Below are 8,244 nucleotides of genomic sequence, written 5' to 3' on the forward strand. Positions count from 1 at the left end.
CGCCAGGGCCTCGTCCTGCGTTGCAGGCTTACTGGGTCGGGAGGCTCTGCCCAGCGGCGCACGCCGCAAGGCCCCGCTTGTGGTAGTCATCCTTGCCTGTCGCCAGGGAGTCGGCAATCGCCTTCACCTGCTCGAGGCAGGCTGTCATCTGCCGTGCCGCCTGGGCGGCGCCGAAGCCGTGCGCGAGTTGTTGCGCGGCGATGCCGGTGGAGAAGTAGTTGGCCGCCCGGCTTTCGACCTTCGTGCTTTGCGCGGTGTCGCCCATGCCGCGACCCTCGAAGATGCCGAACACCGACATCGAATCCCTGGTCTTCGCCGGCGCTCCGGCCCCACCGTCGCCGAGGACGACGGTGAGTTTCTCATCGCCGGCGCGGTTGTCCTCGCGTACCGCCACCGGCACGAGCGCGATGTCGTCCCGCTTGTAGCCGATCGACACGCTGACCGAAGGGTTGGCCGATCCACCGGTGGAAATGTCCAGGCCGCCGGTCGTCTTCGAGCCATACACCAGCGGCGCCATCGGCACCGTGTAGCAGGCCTGCAGCGACAAGGCGGCGAGCACCACCGACAGACGCCATGGAAACCGGCAGGTTGCGCTGCGGACGGATGTTGCGCGACGTGCATGCATCGTCTACTCCTTGATCGGCTCGTCGGAGCCGAAATCGACGAAAAGACAGGATCGGGCGTCGTTCGGCGGGAGGAATACCCCCTTCCACTGCAACCATCCCACGGCGACGGTTCCGGGCACGGACGAGATTCCCACGCTGGACACCGCCATCGAACTGGCATGCGACTCGTCCACACTCAGCTTCAGGATGCCGAACTGGTGCTCGGTGCGCACCGAGCCCGCGGAATGGATGACCACCGTAGTGCATCCGCCGCCGACGGCGGTCGCGCACGTGCCCAGCATGACTGCGCGCGCACCCGCGAGCATGCGTGTCATCATCGAGCAACCGCCCGCGGCCCGCGCCTTCGAAGGAATCATGGATTCACCATAGATACCGCCGCCGCCCGTGTCCAATGCAGTGGCGCCGGCGGTCCCTGTTCGTTGCCAGCATGGAGACCCTTTGCAATCTCATGGGCTATTGTTCAAGGGCCACTGCGAGCGAGTTCAGCACGCGAACGGACATGACGCATCGCGGCGAAGAACCTGCGCCGCCCATCAATACACCCTGATTGCGAGGAATGTCATCCCATGAAACCCCTCTGCTTCGTCCTGATGCCCTTCGGCCGGAAGACCATTCCCTCCGGGCAGACGGTGGATTTCGATGCCGTGTACGCGAACCTGATCCAGCCCGCGATCGCCGCGGCCGGCATGGAGCCGCTGCGGGCGGACGAGGAGGCGGTGGGCGGCATGATCCACAAGCCGATGTACGAACGGCTGATCCTGTGCGACTACGCGGTGGCCGATCTCACCGGCGCCAATGCCAACGTGTTCTACGAGCTCGGCCTGCGCCATGGCGTGCGGCCGGCGACCACGGTGATGCTGTTCGGCGAGAAGGGGCCGCTGCCCTTCGATGTGGCGCCGCTGCGCACGGTGCGCTATGCGCTGGGCGCCGATGGCAAGCCCTCCGAGCCGGCGGCCGGTGTCGCGGCGGTGACGCGCTTCCTCTACGAGGCGCGGCGCACGAAGGACGAGCCGCCCAAGGACAGCCCGGTGTTCCAGCTCGTCGAAGGCTATGTGGCGCCCGACATCGCGCGGCTGAAGACCGATGTCTTCCGCGAGCAGGCGCAGTACGCCGCGGACGCTCGCAACAGGCTGGCCGCGGCGCGGCGGGGCGGCAAGGACGCGGTGAAGGCCGCGGCCGCCGAGCTGGGCGATCTTTCCGCGGCCGAGTCGGGCGTCATGATCGACCTCTTGCTGTCTTACCGCGCGGTGAGCGACTGGCAGGGCATGGTCGACCTGGTGGCGGGCATGAGCAAGCCGCTCGCGCGCAGCACGCTGGTGCAGGAGCAGTACGGCTTCGCGCTGAACCGCCTCGGCCGGCGCGACGAGGCCGAGGCCGTGCTGCAGGAGCTGATCGCCACGCGCGGGCCGAGCAGCGAAACCAACGGCCTGCTGGGCCGGGTCTACAAGGACCGCTGGGATGCCGAGCGCAAGACCGGCAATGCCTTTGCCGCCAGAGGGTGGCTGAAGAAGGCCATCGACACCTATCTGCAGGGCTTCGAGGCCGACTGGCGCGATGCCTTTCCGGGCATCAACGCGGTGACGCTGATGGAACTCGCCAATCCGCCCGACCCGCGCCGGCTCGAACTGCTGCCGGTGGTGACCTATGCGGTGAAGCGCCGGCTGGCGAAGGGCACCCCGGACTACTGGGACCATGCCACGCTGCTCGAGCTGGGCGTGCTGGCCAAGGACGAGGCCGCCGCCAGCGAGGCCACGGCCAACGCGCTGGCCGCGGTGCGCGAGAACTGGGAGCCGGAGACCACCGCCCGCAATCTCGGCCTGATCCGCGAGGCGAGGGCGGCCAACGGCGAGGGCGTGGGCTGGGCTGACGACATCGAGCAGGCGCTGCTGGCGCGGGCGAAGGGGTAAGAGCGGCGTGCGCGGGCACGGCTGCGGCGACCCGCCTCAGTCGCGCGGGGTTTGCGCCAGCGCAGCCTCGATCTGCTGCGAGGCGCGGTGCAGTGCCGGCAGGTAGCGCTTGGCGGCCTCGGCGTGCGAGATTGCGCGCGTCAGGTAGATCACGTTGAGGGTGGCGATTACCTTGCCGGCCTCGAATACCGGCACCGCGATCGCGCCGATCTTGCGCTCGGCGGCCCAGTCGCCTTCGTTGGAGCTGTAGCCGCGGGCCCGCGTCTGCTCCACGAGGTTGTCGATGAAGCGGCGGTCGGCGGCGAGCTTGCCCTGCACCGGGTCCTCGCGCAGCAGCGCGAGCAGGGCCTCGCGCTCCTCGTCGGCGCAGTAGCAAAAATAGGCACGACCGGCGGCGGTGATCAGCATCGGCAGGTGCTCGCCGACCATCGCCGGATTGAACGACAGCGCGCTGAAGCGGTGTGTCGATTCGCGGATCAGCATCGCGCCGCCGTCGGGCGTGCACAGGTCCGATGGCCAGCGCACCTGCTGCAACAGATCGCCCAGCACCGGCCCGGCCACCGACGATACGCGCTCGTCGTCGGTGAAGCCTTCTGACAGCGAGCGCACCTTCAGCGCCAGCACGTAGCGGTCGTCCGATTCGCTGCGCCGCACATAGCCTTCCTCGATCAGCGTCTCCAGCAGCCGGCGCACCGTGGTGCGGTGCAGGCCGGTCCCGTTGGCGAGCTGGGTCAGCGAGGCGCGGCCTTTCTCGTGCCTGTTCAACGTGCGCAGCAAGTCCAGGCCGCGGACCAGGCTGCGTACGGTACTGTAGTCGGCGTCGGTACGTGGGCGCATTTCTCTGAAAAGTCTTGCAAAACAATATTGTGCATTCTGTGGACGCAGACGCAAGTCTTGTTGAGCGAGGCGCTGGGCATTCCTAGAATTTGCTGCAGATCAAAAATACATGCATCAACCAGTTCAATGAACCCAGTCTGCGCAGGCGGAGCGGAGCCCGATGCCGATGCGCAGGTCGATGAGGAGACCCCCATGAGTGAAGCCCGTCAATTCGATGCCGACGTGATCGTTGTCGGCGCCGGCCCCGTTGGCCTCAGCCTTGCCAACATGCTCGGCATGCATGGCGTGAAGACCATCCTGTTGGAGCGCGGCGAAGAGCTGATCGACTACCCCCGCGCCATCGGCATGGACGACGAGTGCCTGCGCAGCCTGCAGAGCTTCGGCATGGCGGATGCGGTGCAGGAGCACCTGACGCCCTACCACTGGATGCGCTTCGTCACCAGGACCGGGCGTTGCTTCGCCTCGATCGAGCCGCGCACCGACGAGTTCGGCTGGTCGCGCCGCAACGCCTTCAACCAGCCGCTGGTGGACCGCGTGCTGTGCGACGGCCTGGCGCGTTTCCCGAACGTCGAGGTGCGCTTCGGCAGCGACGTGATGCGCTTCGAGCAGGACGCCGACGGCGTGACCCTCGACGTCAAGCGCAGCGACGGTTCGGTGTCCTCGCTGCGCACGCGCTGGCTGGTCGGCAGCGACGGCGGCCGCAGCCCGATCCGCACCGCGCTCAACGTCGGCTTCGGCGGCTTCACCGATACGTCCAAGTGGCTGGTGGTGGACGTGCGCAACGACCCGATCGGTGTGCCCAACATGTATCTGCACTGCGATCCGGAGCGCCCCTATGTGTCCGGCGCGCTGCCCGATGGCATCCGCCGCTTCGAGTTCATGATCTTCGAGAATGAATCCGAAGAGGAGATGACGCAGCCGCACAACCTGGCCAAGCTGATGGCCAAGGTGCTGCCCCCGGGCGTCGATTCCACCAGGCTCGACTACATCCGCCAGCGCGTCTACACGCACAACGCGCGCATCGCCGACCGCTGGAAGGTGGGGCGCGTGATGCTCGCCGGTGACGCCGCGCACATCATGCCGGTATGGCAGGGCCAGGGCTACAACACGGGCATGCGCGACGCGACCAACCTGGGCTGGAAGCTCGCCTACGTGGTGAAGGGCATCGCTTCCGAGAAGCTGCTCGATACCTATCAGCTCGAGCGCCCGCCGCACGCCAAGTCGATGATCGATCTGTCGGTGACGGCTGGCCGCATCTTCTCGCCGCGCAACCCCTGGGTGGCTTCGGCGCGCGACTTCGCCACCTGGGTGCTGAACCTGATCCCGCCAGCCAAGCGCTACTTCACCGAAATGCGCTTCAAGCCGATGCCCAGGTACGAAACCGGCCTCGTCGTGCGTGAAGCCGACGTCAACGCCGAAGCCTCGGTCGGCCAGCTCGTGTGCCAGATCCTGAAGAAGACGCCGCTCGCGCGTTTCGTTCCGGCGCCGCGTGCCAAGGACAAGTCGCCCGTCGGCAAGCTCTTCATCCAGCCCAGGGTGCGGACACGCGCCGGCGAGGTGAAGCGGCTCGACGACGTGCTGGGCAGCGGGTTTGCGCTGGTGTGCTGGGGCGTGGATCCGAGCTTCTGGCTCGATCAGAAGAGCCGCGACATCCTCGCCGCGCTCGGCGCGCCCATCATCACCGCGAAGCCGGTGGTGCAGATGAACCGGGACAAGGACATCGGACCCGACGCCATCGTCGTCGGTGACGAGCAGATGCGCCTCAAGGAATGGTTCGGCAGCTACGACGGCGCGGTGGCGGTGATCCGCCCCGACCGCTTCGTCGCCGGGCTGGCCCACCCGGTGAAGATCAACGAACTGCTCGCCCAGGTGGCCGACAAGATGGGGCTCAACCTGAGCAAGGGAGTCGCCTGATGCAGGCCCTGCTGCAGTGCCTGTCGCATACGCCGCTGAAAGGTTATTTCGACCCCGAAGCCGCAGTGGTGCAGGAGGTGGCCGGCATGGTGGCAAACCTGCGCGGTGAGGTCGAGGCCTTCGATCCAGAAGTCATCTACGTCTTCTGGCCCGATCATCTGAACGGCTTCTTCCTCGACACCATGCCGCAGTTCTGCATCGGCATGGCGGCGGAATCGGTGGGTGACTACCAGACCAGCGCCGGCCCGCTGAACGTGCCGCGCAAGCTGGCCGAGGCCTGCGCCAACGCGGTGGTGGACGCCGACCTCGACCTCGCCTTCTCCTATCGCATGCAGGTGGATCACGGCTGCGCCCAGCCGCTGGAAGAACTGACCGGCGCGCTGGCGCGTTATCCGGTGGTGCCGATCTTCATCAACTCGGTGGCGCCGCCGGTGGTGAAGATGCGTCGCGCCCGCCTGCTGGGCGAGGCGGTCGGCCGCTTCGCGCGCGAGCGCGGCCAGCGCGCGCTGTTCATCGGCTCGGGCGGGCTGTCGCACAACCCGCCGGTACCGCAGATGGCGACCGCCACCGACCCCGCGGTGATCGAGCGCCTGATCGACAACCGCAATCCGTCGAAGGAAGCGCGCGACGCGCGGCAGGCGCGCACGATCGCCGCCGCCGAGGCCTTCACCGCCGGCACCAGCACGTTGCATCCGCTCAACGCCGAGTGGGATCGCCGCATCATGGCGCAGCTCGCCGCGCGCGACTGGGCGGCGATCGACGCCTACCGCAACGCGGACATCACCGCCGCTGCCGGCGGCTCGGCGCATGAGGCGAAGACCTGGGTGGCGGCAGTGGCAGCGATGGACGCCGCCTGCGCTGGCGCCTGGCAGGCCGAGGAACGCTACTACCGGGAGATTCCCGAATGGATCGCCGGCTTCGGCGCGCTCACCGGCCGATCCGACTGAACACGAAGTGCCCCACGCAGCACCCCACATACCCATAAGACGTAGCCCGAGAGACCAGGAGATGACCATGACCACTCGCATCAAGACCCTCGCCGCCCTGACCATTGCCCTGACGGCAGGCCAGGCCCTTGCCGACATCAACGTCGGTGTCGTGTTCTCGCTCACCGGTCCGGCCGCCTCGCTCGGCGCCGAGACGAAGAAGGCGATCGAGCTCATGCCCACGACGCTGGGCAAGGAAAAGATCAACTACATCGTGCTCGACGACGCCACCGATCCGACCAACGCGGTCAAGAACGCGCGCAAGCTGATCGGCGAGAACAAGGTCGATGCGGTCATCGGTCCCAACCTGATCACCAACGGCCTGGCGATGGCGGACGTCGTCAATGAGGAAAAGGTGCCGATGCTGTCGATCGCGCCGGTCGACGTCGCGCCTGAGAAGCGTCAGTGGGTGTTCCGCGTCGAACCGTCGGCCGACGTGATGGTCGGCCGCGTGGTGGACGACATGAAGGCCAAGGGTGTGAAGTCCGTCGGCTTCATCGGCTTCTCCGACTCCTGGGGCGAGCTGCTGCTGAAGTCGCTGACCAAGACTACCGAGGCCGTCGGCATCAAGATCGTCGCCACCGAGCGCTACGCCCGTACCGACACCTCCGTCACCGGCCAGGCGCTGAAGGTGCTGGCGGCCAAGCCCGATGCCGTGTTCGTCGGCGGCTCCGGCACGCCGGCAGCGCTGCCGCAGACGACGCTGCGCGAGCGCGGTTTCAAGGGCCCGATCTACCAGTCGCACGCGGTCGCCAACAAGGAGTTCCTGCGCGTCGGCGGCAAGGCGGTCGAAGGCGCCCGCCTGCCGGTGGCGCCGGTGCTGGTGGCCGAGCAACTGCCCGACAGCCACCCCAACAAGAAGACCGGCGTCGCCTTCCTGCAGAAGCTCGAGGGCAAGCTGGGGCCGGATTCGCGTTCGACCTTCGCCGGGGCGTCGTGGGATGCCTGGCTGCTGCTCGAGAACGCGATGACCGTCGCGCTGAAGTCCGCGCAACCCGGCACCCCGGCCTTCCGCGACGGCGTGCGCGCTGCGCTGGAAAAGACCTCCGGCCTCGTCGGCGCCAACGGCACCTACACGATGAGCGCCACCGACCATGGTGGCTACGATCCGAAGGCGGTCGTGCTGATCGAAGTGGCCAACGGCAAGTGGCAGCTCGTCAAGTAAGGCAACCGGCCCAGTGACGCAGACGGCCGCGTGACCCAGGGCGTGGCCGCTTGCCGGCACGCCTGACGATGTCCTCGCAGGGAGCGCGCTCCCTCGCGAGGCGTCGTCACGCCGGGCTCGCGATCGACGGAGGAGACAAATGGATACAACGATAGCAATGATGCTGGCGCAGGACGGCCTGACCAACGGCGCGATCTACGCGCTGCTGGCGCTGGCGCTGGTGCTGGTGTTCGCGGTGACGCGGGTGATCTGCATCCAGCAGGGCGAGTTCGTCGCCTATGGGGCGCTGACGCTGGCGATGATGCAATCGGGCACGGTGCCGGCGACGGTGTGGCTGCTGGTGGCGATGGGCGTGGTGGTGGCGGTGATCGACGGTGCCGCGGCGCTCAAGTCGGGCCACGCCGGCAAACTCCTCGGCGTGGCCGGCTGGAACCTCGCCTACCCGCTGATCCTCGCCGCGGTGCTGGCGCTGCTGCCGGTCAAGGACCTGCCGCTGGCGGTGCAGGTGCTGCTCGCGCTCGCGGTGGTGGTGCCGATGGGTCCGGCGATGTACCGGCTGATCTACCAGCCCATCGCCTCGGCGCCGGTGCTGATCCTGCTGATCGTCTCGGTGGCGGTGCACGTGGCCATGGTGGGCCTGGGGCTCTTGTTCTTCGGCGCCGAAGGCCAGAGAACGCCGGCCTTCAGCGAGGCGAGCTTCGAAGCCGGTCCGCTGATGATCTCCGGGCAGACGATCTGGGTCATCGTCGCCTCGCTGGTGCTCATCGTCGGCCTCTACCAGTTCTTCGAGCGCACGCTCTACGGCAAGG

The 8,244-nt window shown here is 67.6% G+C and carries 7 protein-coding genes and 1 pseudogene; 5 read left to right on the top strand and 3 right to left on the bottom strand.

Annotated elements, in window-relative coordinates; all coding sequences use genetic code 11:
• Positions 1-28: 28 nt before the first annotated feature.
• Together GH664_RS19745 and GH664_RS19750 are read right to left on the bottom strand one after the other, a co-directional pair.
• Positions 29-625, bottom strand: a complete 597-nt coding sequence (locus GH664_RS19745; protein WP_153169823.1) for a hypothetical protein — start codon at positions 623-625, stop codon at positions 29-31.
• A 3-nt stretch (positions 626-628) separates the two neighbouring features.
• A complete protein-coding gene (locus GH664_RS19750; RefSeq protein WP_153169824.1) occupies positions 629-982 on the bottom strand; it encodes a hypothetical protein in 354 nt (117 codons plus the stop codon).
• Positions 983-1,192: 210 nt separating this feature from the next.
• On the opposite strand from GH664_RS19750, the gene GH664_RS19755 reads away from it, so the two are divergent.
• Entirely contained in the window at positions 1,193-2,533 is a 1,341-nt protein-coding gene (locus GH664_RS19755; protein ID WP_153169825.1) for a TRAFs-binding domain-containing protein, read from the top strand.
• 36 nt (positions 2,534-2,569) lie between these two features.
• Here GH664_RS19755 and GH664_RS19760 read toward each other — a convergent pair whose 3' ends face one another.
• Complete coding sequence (locus tag GH664_RS19760; RefSeq protein ID WP_153169826.1) at positions 2,570-3,370, bottom strand: DNA-binding transcriptional regulator; 801 nt, start codon at positions 3,368-3,370, stop codon at positions 2,570-2,572.
• Positions 3,371-3,562: 192 nt separating this feature from the next.
• On the opposite strand from GH664_RS19760, the gene GH664_RS19765 reads away from it, so the two are divergent.
• The 4 genes and pseudogenes from GH664_RS19765 to GH664_RS19780 all read left to right on the top strand — a co-directional run.
• Positions 3,563-5,284 carry a bifunctional 3-(3-hydroxy-phenyl)propionate/3-hydroxycinnamic acid hydroxylase gene (locus GH664_RS19765; protein WP_153169827.1) on the top strand — a complete coding sequence of 574 codons (1,722 nt, stop codon included), beginning with the start codon at positions 3,563-3,565 and terminating at the stop codon, positions 5,282-5,284.
• Positions 5,284-6,231, top strand: a complete 948-nt coding sequence (locus GH664_RS19770; RefSeq protein ID WP_153169828.1) for a 3-carboxyethylcatechol 2,3-dioxygenase — start codon at positions 5,284-5,286, stop codon at positions 6,229-6,231. Before GH664_RS19765 ends, GH664_RS19770 begins: the two co-directional genes overlap by 1 nt.
• A gap of 67 nt (positions 6,232-6,298) precedes the next feature.
• Entirely contained in the window at positions 6,299-7,435 is a 1,137-nt protein-coding gene (locus GH664_RS19775) for an ABC transporter substrate-binding protein (RefSeq protein ID WP_228111633.1), read from the top strand.
• 139 nt (positions 7,436-7,574) lie between these two features.
• Positions 7,575-8,244, top strand: a pseudogene (locus GH664_RS19780) (branched-chain amino acid ABC transporter permease); the annotation flags it as partial.

The sequence above is a fragment of the Thauera sp. 2A1 genome (assembly GCF_009469595.2).
GTDB lineage: Bacteria > Pseudomonadota > Gammaproteobacteria > Burkholderiales > Rhodocyclaceae > Thauera.